Below are 22,244 nucleotides of genomic sequence, written 5' to 3'. Positions count from 1 at the left end.
CTGACGGCACGTCAGATGACACTGACGCCCGCCAGCCAGCCCCCGTCGATCACGAACGGCTGGCCCGTGATGTACGAGGAGTCGTCGCCGGTGAGGAAGAGGGCGAGGCGGGCCACCTCCTCCGGCCGCCCGATCCGGCCGAGCGGCACGAGCTTGCGGTACAGCTCGTCCAGTGCCCGGGAGGTCCTCTCGCTGTCGGCGGGGTCGGCGTCCGGATCGAGCTGGGCGGGGTTGCTCATCGCCGTGTCGATGGCGCCCGGACAGACCGCGTTGACCCTGATCCCCTTGGCTGCCAGCTCCAGGGCCGCCACCCGCGTCAGACCGACGATGGCGTGCTTGGTCGCCGCGTAGGCACCCACCCAGGCCATCCCGGTGAGACCCGCGTACGAGGCCGTGTTGACGATCGTGCCGCCGCCCGCGCTCGCGATCTCCGGCGCGACGGTCCTGATCCCGAGGAAGACCCCCACCTGATTGACCTGCACGACCTGCTGGAACTCCTCCAGCGGGGTGTCGACCAGCTCGTTGAAACGCAGGATGCCCGCGTTGTTGACCAGCCCGTCGATCCGCCCGTACGCCTCCTTGGCGACGGCCACCGCCGCACGCCAGTCGTCCTCCCCCCGCACGTCGAGGTGGACGTAGCGCGCGCCGATCTCCTTGGCCAGCGCCTCCCCCTGGTCGTCGAGCACGTCCGCGAGGACCACCCTGGCGCCCTCCCGCACGAAGAGCCGCGCCTCCTGCTCGCCCTGTCCGCGCGCCGCGCCGGTGATGAGGACGACACGTCCGTCCAGCTTGCCCATGCCTGGTCTCCCTGTCTGCCTGGCCGGGGGGCGAGGCCCCCCGAAGTCCGTGCGCTCTCCGCGGCGGCCCGTGCCGGGCCGCCGCCCGCGGGAGAGCCGTCAGCCGAGATGCGGTGCCACGTCCGCGCCGAACGCGGCCATCTGGTCGACGAGTTCGCCGCTGCCACGCGACCGGAACCGCACCTGGATCTGGTCCACGCCCATCGCGTGGTACGCCCGCAGCGACTCGGCGAGGGCCTCGGGCGGCCCGCTGAGCGTGCGGCGCCCGACCTCCCAGCCGGGCTCACCCACGTACAGGGGCTCGGTGATGGCGCCGACGGTGAGCGGGCCGCGGACGCCCGCCTCCGCGCGCAGCCGCCGCAGCGTGGCGATCTGTTCCGGCAGCCGCTCGCGCGGGTCGCCCTGCGGCAGCCAGCCGTCCGCCTTCAGCGCGGCCCTGCGCACGGCGGCGGGCGAGGAGCCGCCGACCCACAGGGGCACGCTCGCCTGCGCCGGCCGGGGCCGCTGGCCGAGCCCCTCGAAGTCGTAGAGCTTCCCGTGGTGCTCGGGGAACTCGTCCCGCCCCAGCGCCGCCCGCAGCGCGTCGATCGACTCGTCGAGCACGGCGCCCCGGCGCGGGAAGTCGGCCCCCACCGCCTCGAACTCCTCCCGCACGTGACCGGCGCCGACCCCGAGGATCAGCCGTCCGCCGCTGAGGTGGTCGAGAGTGGCGTACTGCTTGGCCGTGACAAGCGGGTGCCGCAGCCCGACGACCGCGACGTGACTGAGCAGCCGTACGCGCTCGGTCACCCCGGCCAGGAACGCGAGCGTGGCCACCGGGTCGTACCAGACCGTGCTCATGGCCTCCGCGAGTCTGCGCGGGACGGCGACGTGGTCGCAGCACGCGATGTACGCGAAGCCGCACCGGTCGGCGGTACGGGCGATCTCGACGAGTTCGGCCGGACCCGCGTCCGCCTCCCACCTCTCGGCGTACAGCGTGCTCTGCGACTGGACCGGGAGCTGGACGCCGTAGCTCAGCGGCCCGTCCGCGGACCCCGGCCGCAGCCCCTCCCCGGTCACCGGGCACCCCCCGGACCCGCCCACAGCCCGTCCTCCGTCAGCCCGAGCAGCTCGATGGCGTTGCCCCGTACGATCCGTTCGACCACGTCCGGGTCGAGGTGTCCCATCTGGGCCTCGCCGACCTCGCGGGACTTCGGCCAGGTGGAGTCGGAGTGCGGATAGTCGGTCTCGTAAAGAACGTTCGCGACGCCGATGGAGTCCAGGTTCCTGAGCCCGAAGGCGTCGTCGAAGAAGCAGCCGTAGACATGGCCGGCGAAGAGCTCGGACGGCGGACGGTGGACCTTGTCGGCGACACCGCCCCAGCCGCGGTTCTCCTCCCAGACCACGTCGGCGCGTTCGAGGATGTAGGGGATCCAGCCGATCTGGCCCTCGGCGTACATCACCCGCAGGTTCGGGAAGCGCTCGAACTTGCCGCTCATCAGCCAGTCCACCATCGAGAAGCAGCAGTTGGCGAAGGTGATGGTGGAACCGACGGCGGGCGGGGCGTCGGCCGAGGTCGACGGCATCCGGCTGCTGGAGCCGATGTGCATGGCGATGACCGTGCCGGTCTCGTCGCAGGCCGCGAGGAAGGGGTCCCAGTCGTCGGTGTGCACGGAGGGCAGCCCCAGATGCGGCGGGATCTCGGAGAAGGCGACCGCGCGTACGCCGCGGGCGGCGTTGCGGCGCACCTCGTCCGCCGCGAGCGCGGGATCCCACAGGGGGATGAGGGTGAGCGGGACGAGACGCCCGGCGGCCGCCGGACCGCACCACTCCTCCACCATCCAGTCGTTGTAGGCCCGCACCGAGAGCAGCCCGAGCTCACGGTCCTTGGCCTCGGTGAACGTCTGTCCGCAAAAACGCGGGAAGGTGGGGAAGCACAGCGCGGACTGGACGTGGTTGACGTCCATGTCGGCGAGCCGTTGCGGGACGTCGTACGAGCCGGGCCGCATCTGCTCGTACGTGATGACCTCCAGGCGTATCTCGTCCCTGTCGTACCCGACGGCGGTGTCGAGGCGGGTGAGCGGCCGGTGGAGGTCCTCGTACACCCACCAGTCCCCGACCGGCCCGTCGTCGCCCGGCCTGCCCATCACCGGCGCGAACCTGCCGCCGAGGAAGGTCATCTCCTTCAGTGGCGCGCGGACTATGCGGGGACCGGTGTCCCGGTACCTCGACGGCAGGCGGTCCCGCCAGACGCCCGGCGGTTCCACGGTGTGGTCGTCCACCGAGATGATCCGGGGGAAGGCGGGGACGGTCGCGGGGGTCCTGGTGGTCTCCATACGGCCCACGGTAGCGCTGATCTGACGACCCGTCAGCTGCCTGGAAGCGCTCCCGGTGACCCGCGACTCTGTGCGAACGTGTGCGGAGACGGTGTGAGGGAGATGTGATCTTCCGCGTCCGCCCCGTGCGCGCGGCTGTGATCGCCGTCTCGCACGGCTGACGCATCCGCCATGAACAAGGCAAACTGGCCTCGTTGCACTGACGGTTCGGCAGGGGGACAGCGATGGACGGTGTACCGCGAGTGCGGGAGCAGCGCCGCCCCGGGGAACCGGCGGCGTTGCGCTTCAGCGTGCTCGGACCGGTGCGCGCCTGGCGCGGCGGGGAATCACTGCCCACCGGGTCACCACAGCAACGCGCCCTGCTGGCCGCGCTGTTGCTGCGGGAGGGCCGGACCGCCACGTCCGGCGAGCTGATCGACGCCCTGTGGGGCGAGGAACCCCCCTCGCAGGCGCTCGCCGCCGTCCGCACGTACGCCTCCCGGCTCCGCAAGGCGCTCGACCCCGGTGTGCTGATCAGCGAGTCGGGCGGCTACGCGATCCGGCTCTCCGACGGCGCGGGCACGCTGGACCTCGCCGAGGCCCAGGAGCTGTCCGCCGACGCGGAGAAGGCGAAGCACTCCGGAGACCTGTCCCTCGCCCGCGAACTGCTGAGCGGGGCGCTGGCGCTGTGGGACGGCGAACCCCTGGCGAGCGTGCCGGGGCCGTACGCGGACACCCAGCGGGCACGTCTGGAGGAATGGCGCCTCCAGCTCCTGGAGTCCAGGCTCGACATGGACCTGGAGCAGGGCTGCCACGCCGAGGCGGTGTCCGAACTCACCGCGCTCACGGCGGCGCACCCCCTGCGGGAGCGGCTGCGTGAGCTGCTCATGCTGGCGCTCTACCGCAGCGGGCGGCAGGCCGAGGCCCTCGCCGTCTACGCCGACACCCGCCGGCTGCTCGCCGACGAACTGGGCGTCGACCCGCGCGCGGGCCTGAAGGAACTCCAGCAGCGCATCCTGCAGGCGGACCCGGGCCTCGCGGAGCCGTCCGCCCCGGCGGCCGAACCCGCGGCGGCGCCGGTCCGCCCGGCCCAGCTCCCGGCCACGGTCACGGACTTCACGGGCCGCTCCTCCTTCGTCCAGGAACTCAGCGACGTGCTCGCCGCCGCCTCCACCGAGGAGGGCCGGGTGATGGCGGTCTCCGCGCTCGCGGGCATCGGCGGCGTGGGCAAGACGACCCTCGCCGTGCACGTCGCCCACCAGGCGCGGGCCGCATTCCCCGACGGACAGCTCTACGTCGACCTCCAGGGCACCGGGCCGCGGGCGGCGGAGCCGGAGACGGTGCTCGGCGCCTTCCTGCGCGCCCTCGGCCACCCGTCCTCCTCCATCCCCGACTCGCTGGAGGAACGCGCGGCGCTCTACCGCTCGGTCCTCGACGGCCGCCGCATCCTGGTGCTGCTGGACAACGCCCGGGACGCCGCCCAGGTGCGCCCCCTGCTCCCCGGCATGGAGGGCTGCGCGGCCCTGGTGACGTCCCGGGCGCGGATGGTGGACCTGGCCGGCGCCCATCTGGTGGACCTCGACGTGATGTCCCCCGAGGAGGCCCTCCAGCTCTTCACCAGGATCGTCGGGCAGGAGCGGGTCGCGTCGGAACGCGAAGCGGCCCTCGACGTGGTCGCGGCCTGCGGCTTCCTCCCGCTCGCGATCCGTATAGCCGCCTCCCGGCTGGCCGCCCGCCGCACCTGGACGGTGTCGGTACTGGCGGCGAAGCTCGGTGACGAGCGCCGCCGCCTCGACGAACTCCAGGCCGGTGACCTCGCCGTCAAGGCCACCTTCGAACTCGGCTACGGCCAGCTGGAGCCCGCCCAGGCCCGCGCCTTCCGTCTGCTGGGCCTCGCGGACGGCCCGGACATCTCGCTGGCCGCCGCAGCGGCCGTCCTGGACCTCCCGGTCGACGACACCGAGGACCTCCTGGAATCCCTCGTCGACACCTCGCTCCTGGAGTCCGCCGCCCCCGGCCGCTACCGCTACCACGACCTGGTCCGCCTCTACGCGCGCGCCTGCGCCGAACGCGACGAACAGCCGCCCGGCGAGAGGGACGCGGCGCTGTCGCGGCTGCTGGACTTCTATCTGGCCACGACCGCCGGGGTCTACGCGATCGACCGGCCCGGGGACCGGCTGGTGGAGCACCTGGAGCCGACGGAGTATCCGGGCCTGGTGTTCGAGGACCGGCACCGGGCCCAGGACTGGCTGTACGCCGAGGCGGTCTGCACGCTGGCCTGCGTACGGCAGTCGATGGGCCCGGGGACCCTGGCGCGCGCCGTCGACCTGCTGTGGGCCGCCTGCGACCTGGCCGAGTCGGGCGCGAACTCCAAGGAGTACGAGGCCGTCGCCGGGGCCGCGGACGCCGCCGCGCAGGAGGCAGGCGCGCCCCGGGCGCAGGGCCGGGCCCTGACGACGCTGGCCTTCGTGCACCACATCACCGGCCGCTTCGACCCGGCGGACCGGGCCGCCACCCGCGCCCTGAAGCTGGCGCTGGCCTCCTCCGACCCGCTGACCAGTTGCTGGTCGTCCAACATCCTCGGCGTGATCGCGATCTACCAGAACCGCCATGAGGACGGGGAGGCGCACCTGACGCGCGCCATCGAGAACTTCCGCGCCTGCGAGGACCGCCCCGGCGAGGCGAGCGCCCTGTGCAACCTGTCCCGTATCCATCTCGCCACCGGACGGACCGCGAGCGCGGTGGCCCTGGCGGAGCAGGGCACGGCCATGTACGACGACATGGACCACGCCCTGAAGGGTGCCAACGGACGGTACGCGCTGGGCCTGGCGCTCACCCAGAGCGGCCAGCTCTCGCAGGCCGTCGGCCGCCTCCAGGAAGCCCTCGCGGTGTTCCGGGACAGCCGCCAGCGGCTCTGGGAGGGCATGACCCTCTTCCGGCTGGCCGAGGCCGACGTCGCCGCCCGGCGGCCCGCGCAGGCCGCGGCCAACGCCGAGCTGGCGCTGACCGTGCTGCGCGGCATCGGCGGCGACTGGCGGCGCGGCAACGTCCTGACGGTGCTCGGCCGCGCCCTGAGCGCGATCGGCCAGTCGGGCCGCGCGCAGGTCTGCTGGCGGGAGGCGCTGGACATCTTCGAGGCGATGGAGGCACCGGAGGCCGCCGAGGTGCGGTCGCTGCTCAAGCCGCTCGCCGTCGCCTGAGGGCAGGACCCGGACCTGAGGGCACGGGGCGCCGCCCGGCGCCCGGCCCCGTCCGGCCGTCCCCCGTATCGGCGCGTCCATGCCCGGCTTCTCCCGCCGTGCGCCTGCGCGTTCATCATTCGTTTATCGCCACACGCCACTCTCAACGAGTCGATCCGTCGCGTCGGGGGGCAGGCGGGATGACAGCAGGCCGGGCCTCTAGGGTGAACCGGCCACGAAGTGCCCGTCCGGCGGCCCTCGGGGGAGTTGCCGGACGGGCGCTTTCCGCCCAACGCATCGAAGAACCACAGGGGAGCCAGTCATGAGTGACACCAACAGCACCGACAACGTCCACGCCACCGACGAGCCGACGGCCGGGACGGACAACGTGCACGCGACCACCGAGCCGCTCAAGGGCAAGAACCCGATCGCCCCGGGCGAGACCGGTGACGCCGGCACGGACAACGTCCACGCCACGGACGAGCCCGCCTGACACCAGGACCGCACGGGGGACCGCACGGGGGACCGCACGGGGGATCGGCGGGACCACGGGGGGACAACGGGGGAACGGGGCCCACGGGGGGAACGGGGGCCCATCGGGGGAACGGGACCGACGGGGGATCCGCGGTCCCGCACCACACGGGGATCGGCCGCGGCGGCGCGGAGGGGGAGCCGCCGCGGCCGATGTGTGTCCGGGGCATGGTTCAGGCCAATGCGTGGCGGGAGCCGTTCGGCCCTCTCGAACAATCGCCCCCGCGGACACCGGCGTCACTTGGAGTTCGGAACTCCCCGCCCCTACTGAACAACGTCCGTTCATCGCCCGGACGTGCCCTCTGAAGCCGCCCTGTGCTCCCACGTGGGCACGCACAAGGAAACCCCGCCAGGAATTACCTGGCGGGGTTCGACCTCATCGATCTGTCGAGATCACTCTTCGTTCAAGGCAGCTCGCAGGTAGGCGATCAGATCACCGGCCGGCACCTCGACCCAGCCGGCCCCGGGCACCCCTACGCGTATGACCTCATAAAGTTCCCCGTTCACCTCGTCCACCAGAACCTGACGGCTCCTTGCGTCCATCGCATCCACGCACAGGCGCACGGCACCGTGCGAGACGGTCGGGAACATGTCCCGCAGTACCTCATCCGCACGGAGGCGGCGCAGGAGGTTCCATTGGCGCCGGTTGAAGTCGGACGACAGGAGTTCGGTCCACTGCGAAGAGGTGGGCTCTCCGCGTTCGAGCGCCCCGACGAATTCGTCGAGCTCCATGAACTCGAATCTCTCCTGCAGCTTGTCGAGCGGTATGCCTTCCCGCCATGCGGCGACCGCTTCCACAAGCAGTCCAAGATCCTCCGTAGAGCCGATCTCCCAGTCGAACCCGGGAATGCCGACACTCAACCGGAAAAGGCGTTCCTCGGTCGCAGGGTCGACCGACAGGAAACCCCTCGCCGTTTGGATGCTGACGACGTCGACGGCCCACGGTCCCAGCCCGGTGTCGCACCCGCGCAGCTGTGCTGCCTCTCGCATGGCCGGTCCCAGGCCACCCGAAGCGGTCACGTCCGGGTACAGGTCTTTCCGGTGGGTGTACATATTCATCGGATTCCTTAGCAGTGGTGGCAGTAGTTGAATTTGCCCCCGTCTACGGGCTCAAGTTTCCCCAACTTTGACAGATCCGGCATGTCTATCTTTCTGAGTTCCACGACGTCACCGGCACCCGTCGGATAATAGAACCTCACCGAACTCCATGCGCGTTGACCATTGGCGACGGCTCTCGCGATCAAGGACATCTCGTAGTCTGTGGCACGACCGGCTTCACCAGCCAGCAGGCCGCGCTTGGCAGCGTCCATGAAGTCTCCGAATCGTTCCAGTCCCGTCATGTTGACGTGCAGCTCCACGTTCGGGTCGGCGATGGCCTTCCTCGCCAGCGGAGCGAAATCCTGCGCGCGCGCGATGGAGAAGGTGGTGAACTTGTTCCCGGGAAGCCGAGCCCACGCGTCGAGCGCCCCATCTCTCTGCCAGCCCAAGGCGACCTTGCAGTTGTGAACAAGGATCGGGGTGGCGCCCGCGAGCACGAAGAACGTGTGCAGGTCGTCGACGGTGAGGTCGTAGACCGTACGCGGAGTCAGGCCCGAGCGGTCGAGGAGGGCGGTCACCGGGTGGACCGAGCCGTCCGGTGTGCGCAGCCGGTCGCCGACGTGCAGGTCGGAAACCAGCGTCCACCCGCGGTTCACCACATAGAACCTGTGGCCGGCGGTGCTGGCCAGCTTCCCCCCGTCGGCGACGGTGATGTCCACCAGCCGCTGGGTGTCGTGCTTGAAGGTGTCGCTGACCTGCCGCGTCTGCAGCCGGCCGGTGACCGGATCCATGGACTTGAGACGGTCTCCCACACCCACCCGACTGATGGCACGGCGTGAGCCGTCCGCCATGAGCACCTCGGTGGAGCCGGGGAAGCTGTTGGTCTCACAGGCGACGCGGAACTCCTCGGAGATGCGCGCCGACCGCTCGATACCCGCCAACGCGTCTGCGTCGATGCGCAGCGTGCGCAACGCCTTCAGCGCGTCGGCAACTCCGATGCCGGTGCGCAGGGCGGCATCCACGGCGAGCACCGCGTCGGCGATCGGCCGAACGATTTTGCCCGCGAACAGGGAGGCCACGTCGAGGGCGGCCCAGCCGCATCCGCCCCAGTTTCCTCCACTGCCCGAGATCTTGAGCATCGAGCCGATCTTCTTGCCGCAGTCGATCCAGCTGCCGAAGAGGATGTCGATCGGGTCGATGTTCGCGTTGAACTCCGCGATCGTGATGGTGTGTGTGACCTCTTGGGTCATCTTCTCGGACGGCTGCTGGCCGAGGTACACCGCCGACTCGGAGGGGCAGATGTTGTACGCCGGGTTGAGGTCATCCGCGGTGCACAGGTACAGGTCGAGGATCGCCTTGTAGGTGATTCGCGCCTTGATGGTGCAGTCGCCCGTGTAGACGATCCTGCTTTTCCAGTCGTCGCAGGCCGGCGTCTTGGACAGGGTCTCCGGGTCGCCGATGTTCTCGTAGTGGTCGACGACATAGAACACGTTGCCGATGTGGCCCTCGGCGTCGAGGATCGTTCCGGTCTGGATCTGCTCCCCGTTCTTCTTGTCCTCGGTATGTTCGGCGGCCTGTTGCGCCTCTTTGGCGTACTTGTCGGCGTCCTTGGCGGCTTGTTCGGCTTCGGTGGCGGCGGCGTCGGCTCGGTCGGCGGCGCTGCGGGCCTCCTTGGCGTCCTGTTCGGCCTGGGTGGCGGCGGAGCGGGCGGCGGAGGCGTCGAGTTCGGCGGCGTCGGCGCTGTCGCGGGCGTCCTTGGCGTAGCCCTCGGCGTTGCCTGCGGCCTTGTCGGCGGCGGCTGCGTCGGTGGTGGCCTGCTGGTCGTAGTCGATGGTGCGGGCCAGGGACGCTGAGGCTGCCGCCGCGGCCTTGGCGGCGTCGGCGGCGTAGCCGAGGGCGTCCTTGGAGTAGGTGCGGGCGTCGGCGGCGTACTGGGCGGCGTTGGCCGCGTGCTGGTAGGCCTCCTTGGCATCGCCCTTGGCCTGGTCGGCGATGTTCTTGGCGGCCTGGGCCTCGGCGGCGGCGTTCTTGGCGTGGGCGTCGGCGACGGCCCGCTGCTGTTCGGCGATCGTCTTGGAGTTCTGTCCGGTCAGGACGACGAGGCCGGCGGCGGAGTCGGTGTCGACGTAGGAAGAGCCGAGCTGGATCGCGTCGTTGGCGGGATCGGCGACCTGCTGGGCCGCTTCGCCCGCGTCCACGGCCGCCTGGGCGGTGACGTGCGCGAACCCGGCCGCCTTCGCCGCGGCCGCGAGTGCCTTGCCCGCTTCTGTGTTCGCCGCGTTCGCCTGGGTCTTGGCGTCCTCGGCGTGCTGCTGGGCCTCGTCGGCGAGCTTGACCGCGGCTCTGGCCTCGGCGGAGGCGTCCTGGGAGGCCTTGATGGCGTCGGCGACGGCGCTGGTGGCGGTCTTCACCGCGGCGTCGGCCTTCAGCTTGGCCGCCTGTGCGGCGTCCGCGTCGGAGCGGGCCCGTGTGGCGGCGGCCTCGGCACGGGTGGCCGCGGCGTCCGCGTCGGCTGCCGCCCGGGTGGCGGCGTCGGCCTCGGAGCGCGCCTTGGCCGCTGCCGTTTCGGCGTCGTCGGCCGCCTTGTCCGCGTCGTTGGCGGCGGCCCTGGCGGCGGTCGCCGCGTCACCGGAGTCGAGGGAGTCGGCATAGGCATCCTTGGCGTCCGCCTTGGCGCGCGCGGTGTCAGCCTTCTGCTGGGCGTCCCACGCGTCGTCGCGCATCGCCTTGGCATGGTTCTTGGCCGCGACGGCGTCGTCGCGCCGGTCCCCGGCGGTCTTCTCGGAGGCTTCCGCCTTGTCCTTGGCGTCCTTCGCCTTCGTCGCCTCGGACTCGGCGTTCTTGCGGTGCTCGGCGGCCTCGGCGCGGCTGGCGGCGGCGTTGTCCTTCTCCGCCTTGGCCGTCTTCTCCTCGGCCTCGGCGGCGAGCCGCTTGGCGTGCGCGTCGGCGGCGGCCGCCTTGGCGTCCCCCTCGGCCTTCAGCGCGTCGGTGAGCTTCGCCTCCGCGGTTTCCTTGTCCTTCTTGGCGTTGTCGCGGTGCACCTTCGCGGCATCGGCAGCGGCCTTCGCCTGCAACTCGGCCGTCTCGGCGGCCCTCTTGCGGAACTCCGCCTTCACCTGGGCGGCCTGCGCGAGCGCGCGCTCCGCGATGGTCTGGCTGTCGCCGCCGGAGGCGCGGGTGGCGGCCTCGGCGGTCTCGCCGGCCCTCACCATCGCCTCGAGCGCGGCCGCCGCACCCTGGGTGACCTGAGCCTTCTGCTGCCCGACCAACAGACCGCGCCCCCGCGGCGCGCCGTTGGTGTCGGCGATGGCGTAGGAGGCCCGCTCGGCGGTGTCCGAGGCGGTGGCGGCCTTCTTCACGGCGGCGAGCTGGGCCTTGAGGACGTCGAGCTGCTTCTTCGCCGCCGTCTGAACGGCCGTGATGCCGGCCTTCGCCTTGTCGAACTGGGCCTTGGGCGGCACAGTGCCGGTGTGCCCGGAGGGCGTGACGTCGAACTGCTGCGGCCCCGTCCCGTTGCACGTGTACAGCCACGAGTTGAAGCCGTTCGTGTACTCGTGCAGGTCGAGGCACTTGTCGGTGCCGACGTTGCGCAGGCTGCCGGTGGCGCGGAGGTTGAACTCCCACGTCTGCGCCGGGGAGCCGACACACGACCAGATCTGGATCTTCGTGCCGTTGGCCGGGTTGTTGTTCGAAACGTCCAGACACTTCTGGGAGTTGACGTTCTGCAGGTGCAGTCCCCGGTCGTCGCCGTAGACCTTCCACTCCTGCGCCGCCGAACCGTTGCACGTGTACAGCTGGACGGGGGTGCCGTTGTCCTTCTTCGCACCCTCGACGTCGAGGCACTTGCCCTGCGCGGCGTGCACCTCGATCACCGCCGGCGCGTCGCCGACCCAGCCGGCCCCGCCCGCGGACCAGTAGTCCTGCCAGCGCGCGAGGTGGTCGGCGACCCACGAATTGCCCAGCAGGTCACCCAGCGCCTTGGCGCCGGCCGCCAGGGACTTGGTGGCGTCCTTGTTGGCAGAGAGGATCTGGTTGCGTTGCGTGGCCTGAGAGGCGATCTCCTGCTGCCACTCCGTGGCGGCCGTGCCGGAGACGTCGCCCAGGACGTTGTCGGGATCGATCGGGTCACGCCACGCGCACGCGGCGAACCGGGACTTCAGGTCCTCGACCGCGATGCGGTACTCCGCCGTGCCCGGCTGCGGGGCGCTGCGGGGAAATCCCCCCGCCGCCAGGAACATACGGGCGTTGTCCGCGCCCGCGTTCTCCCCCGGAGCCCCGTGCAGCCATCTGAACGCGTCCCGCTCGGCGAGGGCCCGGTTCCACTCGCCGCCCGGCAGCCCGACCGGGTCTGGGTCCTTGCCGTACAGAGGGCTACCCAGGTCGTCGACGGCCCTGAGGGTCGCCGCGTCCGCCTTGGGCGTGGAGTCGGCGTAGAAGTCGCCGTCGTTCTTCCAGAACCGGTCGGCGGTCCACTTCGTCAGACCGGTCTGGCCGTAGAAATCCTCCTTGCCGTCTCCCGGGGACCCCGGAGGCCAGTGGAAGTCGGTTTCGGTGAAACCGGCCGGTGTCGTCAGACCGACGACAGGCTTCTGCCATCCGTCCCGGAGAGCATGGAGGGCGTCCAGCTCCTTGCCCGCCGTGTCCCGGTCCGCCTGGTACGCGGTGGCGAGCGGGGTCTTCTCCCAGCTCTTGCGGTCGGCGAGCGTATGAAGCTTGTCCGCGGGCTGGTTCAGGCCGTCCTGCGCGGTCGTGGCCATGGACGGGCCACCCAGCCGCAGCACATCGGCCATGAGGCACTGGTCCTGCCGCAACTGCTCGGCAGCCGTGTCCACATTCCAGTCGTACGAGGCTGCCGCCGGGTCGGCGTCCGCTCCACGGCCGAGCAGGTCGGGCTGGACAGCCAGCCCGCCGAGGACGGCCAGCGCGGCCACGGACGTGACGACGGGGGTGAAGAATCCGGATCTTCGTGATCCGGGCATACGGAACCACGGTCTGGGGCGCAACAGAGGATCTCCTTCTTCGTTCAAGGGGGGCGGGCGTAGTCAGGCCCGGTCGAAGACAAGGGGAGAACAGCGGTCCTGGGCGGGAGTCAGGGGCGCACAGCGCAGGATGGAGCAGCGTGCGCAGACGGCCGGTATGACGGCATGACGAAGCAACCCCTCCCCGTGGGCGACGGTGTTCCCCCGGCCGCCGAATGACAGACGCGTGTGTCCGGACTGGTCAAGATCCACCACACGCGGCGCTCACCATAGACACAGAACACATGAACACAACAGGGAAAAATTAGGGCCTACAGGCACACTCACACGCCGCTTCGGGGAGACGACACCCGTTCCGGAATACGTCGTTCACGTGTGCACTCCATGCAAGACCTGTGTCGTTTCTGTGAAACGGAACGAACGTTGAAGCCTCCGACGCTTCCCGAAACAAGCCACCAGGTGATACAAGTCACGACACAAAAGCGGACAGCGATTCACTCGCAGGAGCCGGCGGCCCTGAAAGGCGAACGGGCACCGACCCTCGTTCAGCACCACAGGCTGTGTTGGCCACGGCTCAGGTCTCGAACAGCGCTTCAGCCTGCGTCAAACCGCCACCACCCATCCGTTCATGATGGGCATGACCAAGGTCATGCCCATCGCGGACGCGCCTCCGGTGGTGTACATGGAGAGTGTGCACGGCTGGCAAGCCACGAGATTGACCTGAGCACCGCACTGTGGCGCAAGAGCAGCAACGGCACCGGCGGCGACTGCGTCGAGATCGCCGCCGGCCTCTCGGGAGTCGTCCCCATCCGGGACGCAAAGCTCCAGGACAGCCCCGTCCTACTGGTCCAAGCCACGTCCTGGTCCACCTTCCTCGCAAATCCGAAGCCCTAACCCCGCCACCAACTGGGCGTTTGGCAGATTTTGGCCCCCTATGCAGCCCGATCACCGCCAGACCACCCCACCGCAGCAGCCCCACGTTGGCCCAATTCCGCCAATCCCCACCTCACCGAACACGCCCGAACCCGGTCGGCCTCGGTTATCCACAGAAGGAAACGGTTGGGGCGCCGCTCCGGAATCCTCGGGGGTGTGGAGCTGAGGGAGCTGGCCGAAGGGGGCGTGTTGCTCACCTCGCGTGCCCGGGAGGCCGGGTGGGCGCGGAGGTCGCTTTTTCGGGTGCTCGGGAGAGAGGGGTGGACCCGGGTTCAGGCCGGGGCCTGGATCGAGCCGGGCCGGGATGTGGACCTCGCCACCCGGCTGCGGGCCGTGCAACTCCTCAAGCCGCGGCTCGTCGTGAGTCACCGTTCGGCGACCGCGCTCTGGCGGATCGAGACGCTCGCCCCGAGGGGCGAAGGGACCCTGGAGTTCATCGATCTCGACCTCACTCTCCGCAGCGGTGGGAAGGGCGTGCTCGTACACCGCATGACTCTCGACGAGGCAGACGTGGTCCGGCGTGAGGGCCTGCGCGTCACGAGCGCCGACCGTACGCTCGCCGACCTCCTCCGGGCCGGCCCCCGCGACGAGGCTCTCGTGGCCGTCGAGTCGGCCCTGACCTGGCGGAGGGTCGGAGGCATCCGCCGCGCGCCCGTCACGACCGCCGCCCTGCTCTCCCTCGCACTCGAAGCGCCCATGCGCGGAGCGGAAAGCGGCCGCCGGCGGCTGAAGCTCGCCGATCCGAACTCCGGCTCCCCCGCCGAGACCGTCGCGCGCCTGCACATGCATGACGCCGGCCTCCACCCTGAGAGCCAGGCCGAACTCCGTACGCCCGACGGCCGCCACCGCTACCTGGACTTCCTGTTCCGGGTGGAGGGGCCGGCCGTCGAGATCGAGGGGTACGCGTACCACGGCTCACGCGCGGCGCACCGCCAGGATGTCGCCCGCTTCAACAAGGTCCTCCAGCGCCCAGAGGTGCGTCTCCTCCTCCGCTGCACCGCGGCGGATGCCTTCCACCGTCACGCGATGATGATCGAGGAGGTCCGCGCCGCCCTTTCCCGGCTCCGCGAGCGCGAGCGTGATCGCGAGCGCAGGCGTGACTCAGGAACCCTCGCGCCGTAGCCTCAGAAGGTCCCGGACCGCAACTCCCCCTTCACCACCTTCCCGCTCGCGTTCCGTGGGAGTCCGGTCACGAACTCGACCGTGCGGGGGACCTTGTAGTTGGCCATCTCGCGGCGCGACCAGGCGATCAGGTCGTCGCTGGTCAGAGCCGCTCCGGGGCGCCGTACGACGTACGCCCTGCCGACCTCTCCCAGCCGCCCGTCGGGCACGCCGATCACCGCCACGTCCGCGACGTCCGGATGGAGGCCGAGGAGCTGCTCTATCTCGGCGGGGTAGGCGTTGAAGCCTCCGACGATGAACATGTCCTTGATCCGGTCGGTGATGCGCAGGTTCCCGGCCGCGTCGAGGACGCCCACGTCACCGGTGCGCAGCCAGCCGTCCGGGGCCAGGACCGCCGCCGTGGCCGCCGGGTCCTCGAAGTAGCCCCGCATCACGTGGAAGCCGCGGACCAGCACCTCGCCCGGGGTGCCGGGGGCGAGGGGCGCCCCGGTCGCGTCCGCCACCCGGATCTCCGTGTCCGGGATCGCGCGCCCCGACGTGGAGGCGATCACGGCCGGCGCGTCTCCCCGGCGGCACATGGTGACGATCCCGCTCGCCTCGGAGAGCCCGTACGCGGTGAGTACGGTGCCGATCCTCAGCTCCGACCTCAGCCGTTCCACCAGCCTCAGGGGAACCACGGCCGCCCCCGTCACCACCAGCCTCAGCGCGGACAGGTCGTACGCGTCCCGGGACGGGTGGTCCAGGAGGGACTGGTGGAGCGTGGGCGGGCCGGGCAGGACCGAGATGCGCTCCGCCGCCACGTTCGCCAGCACCGTGTCCACGTCGAACACGGGCTGCGGGACCATCGTCGCGCCGCGCATCAGACAGGCCAGCACCCCGGCCTTGTAGCCGAAGGTGTGGAAGAAGGGGTTCACGATCAGATAGCGGTCGCCCGCGCGCAGCCCGGCCAGCTCGCTCCAGATCGCGTAGCCCCGCAGGCTCTGCGCGTGGGTGATCACCGCGCCCTTGGGCCGTCCCGTCGTCCCCGACGTGAAGACGATGTCGGACGGCGCGGTGCCCGCCACGGACTCCGCGCGTTCCCGGGTCGCCGCCGCCCCGACCGCGTCCCCGGCCGCCAGGAAGTCCTTCCAGGTACGGAAGCCGGCGGGGGCGTCGTCCGACAGCACCACCACCTGTTCCAGGTGCGGGAGTCCGGGCAACGGGCCGGCGCCGTCCCCCTCACCGGCCGCCCGGCGCAGCGACGCCACGTACGAGGTCCCCAGGAACGTTCCCGTCACGAAGAGCAGCCGCGCCCTGCTCCGGGACAGCACGTACGCCGCCTCGGCGCCCTTGAAGCGGGTGTTGAGGGGGACCAGGACGGCGCCCGCCGAGACCGCGCCGAGCGCGCAGACGATCCAGTCGAGGGTGTTCGGCGCCCAGACGGCCACCCGGTCGCCCGTGCGCACCCCTTCGGCCAGGCAGGCCGCCGCGGCGCGTTCCACGCGGGCGCCCAGCTCCGCGTAGGTGATGCGCGTCCGGCCCTCGACGACGGCCTCCCGGTCCGCGAACCGCCGCGCCGCCGACCGGATCAGCCCCGCGACGCTCCGCCACTCCAAGTCACCGCGCACAGCGGGCCTCCCCTATGACCGACGACAGCTAGCTGACTACCCGTCAGATTAGCTGTAGCCTGACGCACTGTCAGCAGCCCCGGTTCGCAGGGAGGCGCGCGCCCATGACACGGAGCACGGCGGGGATCAAGGACGCCACGGCCGTCGTCGGCATCGGTCAGACCCCCTTCGCCAAGCAACTCCCCGAGCCCGAGAAGACCTTGGCCTGTCGTGCGATTCTCGCCGCCCTCGACGACGCGGGGATCGCCCCCTCGGAGGTCGACGGGCTGGCCTCCTACACCATGGAGGAGACCGACGAGGTCGAGGTCGCCAAGGCCCTCGGCTTCGGCGACCTCACCTTCTTCAGCAAAGTCGGCTACGGGGGCGGCGGTTCGTGCGCGACCGTCGCCCATCTCGCCGCCGCCGTCGCCACCGGGCAGGCCACGGTCGGGGTCGCCTGGCGGTCGCGCAAGCGGGGCAGCGGCCCCAGGCCCTGGAAGAACACGGTCGCCCAGCTCCCCACCCCGGCACAGTGGACCCGCCCCTTCGGACTGCTCAGGCCCGCCGACGAGATCGGCATGCTGGCACGGCGCTACATGCACGAGTACGGCGCCACCCGCGACCACCTCTTCAACGTGGCGCTCGCCTGCCGCAACCGGGCCAACCAGAACCCCGCCGCGATGATGTACGACCGCCCGCTCACCCGCGAGATGTACATGACCTCCCGCTGGATCAGCGAACCCCTCTGTCTCTTCGACAACTGTCTGGAGACGGACGGCGCGCTGGCGTGCGTGGTCGTGTCGGCCGAGCGCGCCCGGGACTGCCGGCGGCGGCCCGTGTACGTCCACTCGGTCGCCCAGGGCCTGCCCGCGCAGCACCACGGCATGGTCAACTACTGGAACGACGACCCGCTCACCGGCCCCGCCTGGACCGCCGCCCGGCATCTGTGGAAGAACGCCGACTTCACGCCGGACGACGTCGACGTGGCCCAGATCTACGACGCCTTCACGCCCCTCATACCGCTCTCCCTGGAGGGCTACGGCTTCTGCGGCCGCGGCGAGGGCGCCGCCTTCACCGAGGGCGGCGCGCTGGAGATCGGCGGACGGCTGCCCCTCAACACGGGCGGGGGCGGACTCAGCGAGGCGTACGTCCACGGCTTCAACCTCATCACCGAGGGCGTGAAGCAGCTGCGCGGGACCAGCACCGCGCAGGTTCCCGGAGCCGCCACCTGTCTGGTCACGGCCGGGGAGGGCGTCCCCACCTCCGCGGTCCTGCTGCGAACCTGAGGAGCCGAGATGACCCCATCCCCCGCCCCGGACGCCGTCCAAGGGCTGCTCTCGCCGGTCGTGGACGACGACGGCGCGCCCTTCTGGGAGTACGCCGCCCGGGGCGAGCTGCGGATCCAGGCCTGCGCCGACTGCGGCGAGCCGCGCTTCCCGCCCCGGCCCTGCTGCCCGCGGTGCCGGTCCTTCGGCAGCGAGTGGCGCCTGATGAGCGGGCTGGGCCGCGTCTGGTCGTACGTCGTCCCGCATCCGCCCCTGCTGCCCGCGTACGCGGCCCGGGTGCCGTACAACGCGGCCGTCGTCGAACTCGCGGACGCCCCGCGCATCCGCCTGGTCGGCAACCTGGTCGCCGGACCCGGCGCCCCGCTGGGCTCCCTCGCCCCCGAACGGATCCGGATCGGCGCACGGGTGCGGGTCGTGTTCGGCGCCGACCGGCTGCCGCAGTGGGTTCTGGAGCGGTCGTGAGCGGCGGTCTGCGGATCTCCTGCGACAAGGACACCGGGGTCGCCGTCCTCACCCTGGACCGGCCGGCCAGACTCAACGCGATCGATCTCGCCACCGCGTCCGAACTCGCCTCCGCCTGGCGGGCGTTCCGGTTCGACGACTCCGTGCGCGCCGTCGTCGTCACCGGGGCGGGCGAGCGGGCCTTCTGCACCGGGCTCGACCGTACGGCCGAAGTCCCGCAGCCCGGCTCACCCTTCATGGTGGACGATCCGCTCCTGCGCGTCGGCCCCAAGGCCAACGACTGCTGGAAACCGGTCGTGGCCGCCGTGCGCGGGATGGCCTGCGGGGGCGCCTTCTACCTGCTCGGGGAGGCGGAGTTCGTCGTCGCCGACGAGACCGCCACCTTCTTCGACCCGCACACGACGTACGGCATGGTCAGCGCCTACGAGTCCGTCTACATGGCGCACCGGATGCCGTACGGGGAGGCCGCGCGGATGGCGCTGATGGGGAACGCCGAGCGGATGTCCGCGCGGCGTGCGTACGACCTCGGGCTGGTGTCCGAAGTCACCCCGCCCGGAGGGGCGTTGGCGGCCGCCGTGCGGTGTGCCGAGGTCGTCGCCTCCTACCCGCCCGAGGGGGTGCAGGGCACCGTGCGCGCCCTGTGGACGGCCCACGAGACGGCCCGCGCCCACGCCTTCGCCCAGTCCCCCCACCTCATCGCCCTGGGCAATCTGCCCCCGGCCCGGCAGGCGGAACTGTTCTCCGGCCGGCGCCCGGACGGGTTCCGCACACGCTGAGCCCGGTCGGGTTGCGCACACGCCCGGCCCGGACGGGTTCCGCACACGCCCGGCCCGGACGGGTTCCGCACACGCCGGGCCGGGCGGGACGTCAGTTCTCGGGGGTGGCCCGCGGCTCGACCCGGCAGTGGTCGACGGAGCCGGCGAGACCCGCGCTGACCAGGGGGACCCGGACGGTCGCCCGGCCGTTCGCGGACACCCGCACCCGCCCGGAGCCGCCGACGACGGTGACGTCCTCGCGGTCCTTGAAGGCGACCGACACGACGAAGCCGCCCGCGCGGCCGTTCGGGTTCCGGACCTCGACCGTCGCGTAGGGGGTCTTCTCGGACGCGCAGCTCACGAGGGTCGCGGTCCCGCTCTCCAGGGTCCGGCCGCTGCCGCCCGTGGCGGACGAGGTCGGTGTGGAACGGCGGGTGGGCCGCGACCGGTAGGTGCCGCCGGTGCCGTCGTCGGTCGAACCGGAGCCGTACGAGGCGCCGCCGGACGAACCGCTGCCGTACGAGCCGCCGCCCGAGGTCGACGACGAACTGTCGTGGTCCTGGCGGGAGCTGCTGCAGCCGCCCCCGCTCCCGCCCCCGCTGTGGCGGCTGTGCCCGTGCCGGCCGGTGGAGAACCCGGTCAGGGCCAGCACCACCATCGCCGACACCGCTGTGAACCTGAGTCTGCGCCCCCGCGTCTGCATGCCGTCACCCTATCGACGGCGACCGCACCCGCCGGGCGGGCCCTCGCCGCTCACACCGTTCGCGCCGTCCCCGTGCCCTTCTCCGCGTCCAGGGCGTACACACAGCGGTCCTTGCTGCAGGCGTACACGACACCGTCCTTGACGACGGGGGCGCCGGTGATCTCGCCGCCGGTCGCCAGCTTCCAGCGCAGACGCCCGTCGTCGGCCTTCAGCGTGTACAGCAGATGGTCCGTGGAGCCGAAGTGGATGCGCCCCTCGGCCACCGCGGGCGCGCCCACGATGTCGCCGCCCGCCTGGAAACGCCACTTCGGCGTACCGGTGACGGCGTCCAGGGTGTACAGACCCTTTCCGCTGCCCACGTGCACGTGCCCGGCGGCGACGAGCACCGGATCGATGGAGGCACGGGCCTCGGTCGCGATCCGCCACCGGTCGCGTCCGTCGGTGGCGTCGAGCGCGTACACCGTGCCGAGGTAGTCGGCGAGGTACACCCCGCCCCCGGCGACCGCGGGCCCCGGCACGAAGGTCGGCGGGCACAGGAAGACCGCCGGCGCCTCGAAGTGCCAGCGGACGTGACCGCTCGCCACGTCGACGGCGAGCACCCGGGTGCCCGCCGAGATGTAGACGTAGCCGTCGTCGGCCCGGGTCATCCGGACCGGCACGCCGCCGCACGACGCCGCGTCGCCGATCGGGTACGACCAGCGCTCCTCACCCGTACGGGCCTCCAGCGCACGCAGCCGCGCGTCCTTCCACACGAACACCGTGCCGTCGTGCACGGCGGGCCCGGCCTCCGGGGACTCGAAGTCGCTCTGGGCGCCGGTGACCTCCCAGAGTTTCTGGCCGTTGGAGGCCTCCCAGGCCTGCACACCGCCCCCGCGTGTCCCGGTGACGACGGTCCCCCGCTCGGCCTTCAGGGAGTAGACCCAGGCGTCCGTCGCCAGCCGCCACAGATCGGCGCCCTCCCGGGCGTCCAGCGCGAACAGCGTCGGACCGTCGGAGGCGTGGATACGGCCGTCCGCGACCGCCATCGACCAGGCCACGTCCCGCGTCTTGAAGCTGCGGCGGCCGGTCGCCACGTCCAGCGCGTGGACCTCGAAGGACGTGACGTAGACGAGGTCGCCGGCGACCGTGGGCGTACCCCAGACGTCGTTCGACATACGGAATCGCCAGGGACGCCAGCCGGACGGGGAGTCCGGCGGGGGCGGCGGCGCGACCGCCGGCACGGGGTCGGCGCCGTTGACACCGACGCGCGGCCGGGACCAGGACGCGGCGAGGCCCGCCTCTGGAGGAGGGGCCTTCACGGCGGCGGCACGGGCGTCGGCGACCCGCGGTCCCGGGCCGATGGGCACCTTGCCGCCGGCGAGCCGCACCGGACCGGTGTCGGGCGCGCCGACGGCCGCGGGAGCGTGCGCGGGCGGCGGAGGCACCACCGGGCGTCCGCCACCGCTGCGGCCCCCGGACGGCGGGGCCTTCACCGGCGGACGGCCCCCGCGGCGCGACTCGATCAGGCCCACCGCCCGCTCGGGCAGCCAGGCCGACGCCGTACCGCTGTCGTCCGACCCGGAACCGAACAGATGGGGAGCCAACTGCGCCTGGAGGTCGGCGGGATTGGGGCGGCCGGCCGCCTCCATCTGCATACAGGACTCGATCAGCGGCCTCAGCTCGTCCGGGAGGCCCTCGAGGTCGGGGCCCTCCCGGAGCAGCATGAAGACCGTCTCGACCGGGTTCGCGCCGTGGAAGGGGGCGTGCCCGGTCGCGGCGAAGACGAGCATGGAACCGAGCGAGAAGACATCGCTCGCGCCCGTCACGCTGCGCGAGTCCTTCGCCTGCTCGGGTGACATGTACGCGGGTGTACCGACGGCGACGTTCGTCATCGTCAGACGGGTGTTCGACACGCCGGACGCGATACCGAAGTCGATGACCCGCGGCCCGTCCTCGACCACCAGGACGTTCGAGGGTTTCAGGTCGCGGTGGACGAGCCCCGCGCCGTGGATGGACTGCAGGGCCTCCGCGACACCCGCGGCCAGCCAGCGCACCGCCTGGGCCGGCATCGGCCCGCACTCGTTCACTATCTCCTCGAGGGAGGGCGCCGGGACGTACGCGGTGGCCAGCCACGGCACCGCGGCGCGCGGGTCCGCGTCGACCACGGCCGCGGTGTAGAAGCCGGAGACCGCGCGCGCGGCCTCGACCTCACGCGTGAAGCGCACCCGGAACAGCTGGTCCTCGGCGAGCTCCGTCCTGACCGTCTTGATCGCCACGCGCCGGCCGGAGGCCGAGCGCGCGAGATAGACCAGCCCCATGCCGCCGGCACCCAGCCGCCCCAGCACCTCGAACGGCCCGATCCGACGCGGATCGTGCTGCGTCAGCTGATCCACCACTTGCCTGCCACCTCCCCGTACGAGCCACGTCATCCACGTATGAACGCAGCCCCGTGCAGCGTCTCACCACCGCACCGCCTTGGCGGCACGCACCCCGATTCTTCCTGTCCGCGCCACCGGTTGCGAACCCGGGGGCGGAACGGGGTGTCTCGGGATATAACGGCTTCTCCCCACCGGTGGACGGAGCTTCACCGTCACCGGACG

15 protein-coding genes are annotated in these 22,244 nt (G+C 71.7%); 7 read left to right on the top strand and 8 right to left on the bottom strand.

What is annotated here, in order from left to right; all coding sequences use genetic code 11:
* Nucleotides 1-11: 11 nt before the first annotated feature.
* The 3 genes from GFH48_RS22855 to GFH48_RS22845 form a co-directional block, all read right to left on the bottom strand.
* Nucleotides 12-797 carry an SDR family NAD(P)-dependent oxidoreductase gene (locus GFH48_RS22855; RefSeq protein ID WP_153290033.1) on the bottom strand — a complete coding sequence of 262 codons (786 nt, stop codon included), beginning with the start codon at nucleotides 795-797 and terminating at the stop codon, nucleotides 12-14.
* Between the two features lie 99 nt (nucleotides 798-896).
* On the bottom strand, nucleotides 897-1,856 hold the full coding sequence (locus GFH48_RS22850; RefSeq protein ID WP_228120866.1) for an LLM class F420-dependent oxidoreductase: 960 nt from the start codon (nucleotides 1,854-1,856) through the stop codon (nucleotides 897-899).
* Nucleotides 1,853-3,112, bottom strand: coding sequence for an amidohydrolase family protein (locus GFH48_RS22845; RefSeq protein WP_153290031.1), 1,260 nt, complete (start codon nucleotides 3,110-3,112; stop codon nucleotides 1,853-1,855). Before GFH48_RS22845 ends, GFH48_RS22850 begins: the two co-directional genes overlap by 4 nt.
* 224 nt (nucleotides 3,113-3,336) lie before the next feature.
* Here GFH48_RS22845 and GFH48_RS22840 point away from each other — a divergent pair, with 224 nt between their 5' ends.
* Nucleotides 3,337-6,291, top strand: a complete 2,955-nt coding sequence (locus GFH48_RS22840; RefSeq protein WP_153290030.1) for an AfsR/SARP family transcriptional regulator — start codon at nucleotides 3,337-3,339, stop codon at nucleotides 6,289-6,291.
* A 301-nt stretch (nucleotides 6,292-6,592) separates the two neighbouring features.
* Entirely contained in the window at nucleotides 6,593-6,763 is a 171-nt protein-coding gene (locus tag GFH48_RS38630) for a hypothetical protein (RefSeq protein ID WP_194280646.1), read from the top strand.
* Between the two features lie 431 nt (nucleotides 6,764-7,194).
* Here GFH48_RS38630 and GFH48_RS22835 read toward each other — a convergent pair whose 3' ends face one another.
* Complete coding sequence (locus GFH48_RS22835) at nucleotides 7,195-7,854, bottom strand: hypothetical protein (RefSeq protein ID WP_228120863.1); 660 nt, start codon at nucleotides 7,852-7,854, stop codon at nucleotides 7,195-7,197.
* Between the two features lie 14 nt (nucleotides 7,855-7,868).
* Nucleotides 7,869-12,818 (bottom strand): ricin-type beta-trefoil lectin domain protein, encoded by a 4,950-nt coding sequence (locus GFH48_RS22830; RefSeq protein WP_153290028.1) that lies wholly within the window; start codon nucleotides 12,816-12,818, stop codon nucleotides 7,869-7,871.
* A gap of 384 nt (nucleotides 12,819-13,202) precedes the next feature.
* Here GFH48_RS22830 and GFH48_RS39930 point away from each other — a divergent pair, with 384 nt between their 5' ends.
* Both GFH48_RS39930 and GFH48_RS22820 read left to right on the top strand, forming a co-directional pair.
* Complete coding sequence (locus GFH48_RS39930) at nucleotides 13,203-13,712, top strand: DUF397 domain-containing protein (RefSeq protein ID WP_322747030.1); 510 nt, start codon at nucleotides 13,203-13,205, stop codon at nucleotides 13,710-13,712.
* A gap of 282 nt (nucleotides 13,713-13,994) precedes the next feature.
* Entirely contained in the window at nucleotides 13,995-14,873 is an 879-nt protein-coding gene (locus GFH48_RS22820; protein WP_228120860.1) for a hypothetical protein, read from the top strand.
* A gap of 2 nt (nucleotides 14,874-14,875) precedes the next feature.
* On the opposite strand, the gene GFH48_RS22815 is transcribed toward GFH48_RS22820, so the two are convergent.
* Nucleotides 14,876-16,480: a FadD3 family acyl-CoA ligase gene (locus GFH48_RS22815; protein ID WP_153290026.1), complete on the bottom strand. Its 1,605-nt coding sequence runs from the start codon at nucleotides 16,478-16,480 to the stop codon at nucleotides 14,876-14,878.
* A 104-nt stretch (nucleotides 16,481-16,584) separates the two neighbouring features.
* Here GFH48_RS22815 and GFH48_RS22810 point away from each other — a divergent pair, with 104 nt between their 5' ends.
* Genes GFH48_RS22810 through GFH48_RS22800 form a run of 3 tightly spaced genes read left to right on the top strand, consistent with a single transcriptional unit; the run spans nucleotide 16,585 to nucleotide 18,983 of the window.
* Nucleotides 16,585-17,745, top strand: a complete 1,161-nt coding sequence (locus GFH48_RS22810) for a lipid-transfer protein (RefSeq protein ID WP_153290025.1) — start codon at nucleotides 16,585-16,587, stop codon at nucleotides 17,743-17,745.
* A 45-nt stretch (nucleotides 17,746-17,790) separates the two neighbouring features.
* Entirely contained in the window at nucleotides 17,791-18,207 is a 417-nt protein-coding gene (locus GFH48_RS22805) for a Zn-ribbon domain-containing OB-fold protein (protein WP_153293061.1), read from the top strand.
* Nucleotides 18,204-18,983: an enoyl-CoA hydratase/isomerase family protein gene (locus GFH48_RS22800; protein WP_228120857.1), complete on the top strand. Its 780-nt coding sequence runs from the start codon at nucleotides 18,204-18,206 to the stop codon at nucleotides 18,981-18,983. Before GFH48_RS22805 ends, GFH48_RS22800 begins: the two co-directional genes overlap by 4 nt.
* Before the next feature lie 91 nt (nucleotides 18,984-19,074).
* Here GFH48_RS22800 and GFH48_RS22795 read toward each other — a convergent pair whose 3' ends face one another.
* Nucleotides 19,075-19,665 carry a hypothetical protein gene (locus GFH48_RS22795; RefSeq protein WP_153290023.1) on the bottom strand — a complete coding sequence of 197 codons (591 nt, stop codon included), beginning with the start codon at nucleotides 19,663-19,665 and terminating at the stop codon, nucleotides 19,075-19,077.
* Between the two features lie 50 nt (nucleotides 19,666-19,715).
* On the bottom strand, nucleotides 19,716-22,040 hold the full coding sequence (locus GFH48_RS22790; RefSeq protein ID WP_153290022.1) for an outer membrane protein assembly factor BamB family protein: 2,325 nt from the start codon (nucleotides 22,038-22,040) through the stop codon (nucleotides 19,716-19,718).
* Nucleotides 22,041-22,244: the final 204 nt, after the last annotated feature.

Origin of the sequence: Streptomyces fagopyri, assembly GCF_009498275.1 — a bacterium.
GTDB lineage: Bacteria > Actinomycetota > Actinomycetes > Streptomycetales > Streptomycetaceae > Streptomyces > Streptomyces fagopyri.
Note: the sequence above shows the minus strand (reverse complement) of the source record. Positions and strands in the feature narration are given on the sequence as shown.